Source organism: Alcanivorax sp. HI0083, assembly GCF_001635175.1.
In genome coordinates this window covers 1-329 of the sequence record NZ_LWFX01000648.1, presented here as the reverse complement: position 1 = coordinate 329, position 329 = coordinate 1, and the positions used below count along the sequence as shown (strand labels likewise).

Here is a 329-nt window from a genome sequence, read left to right as displayed (position 1 = left end):
GAAATCGGGTCGCTATGATACCAGTGATGGGTGTGCACTCCAGACACCTTATGTCGGTTATCATGACGGTTTCTCTGGTAACGGTTTTGCCTATGCGTCTGGACTATTTTCTTGCCCACAGTGCCGGCCTTACCCGCAAGGAGGCGAAAAAGCTGATCAGCGGGGGGGCGGTAACGGTCGCTGATGAAGCAAAACCCAAAGCCAACCTGCAGTTGCGCCCGGATCAGGTGGTGATGTTGCATGGTGAAGTCGTGCAGCTTCCCGGCCATCGTTACCTGATGCTGTACAAACCCGTTGATGTGGTCTGCTCCACGGATGATCCTGAGCAC

1 protein-coding gene is annotated in these 329 nt (G+C 54.7%); it reads left to right on the top strand.

Features of this window, described 5'->3' with window-relative positions; translation table 11 throughout:
• Nucleotides 1–50: 50 nt before the first annotated feature.
• Nucleotides 51–329, top strand: a 279-nt coding sequence (locus A3754_RS06445) for a S4 domain-containing protein (protein ID WP_255363120.1), incomplete at its 3' end; no start/stop codon positions are given.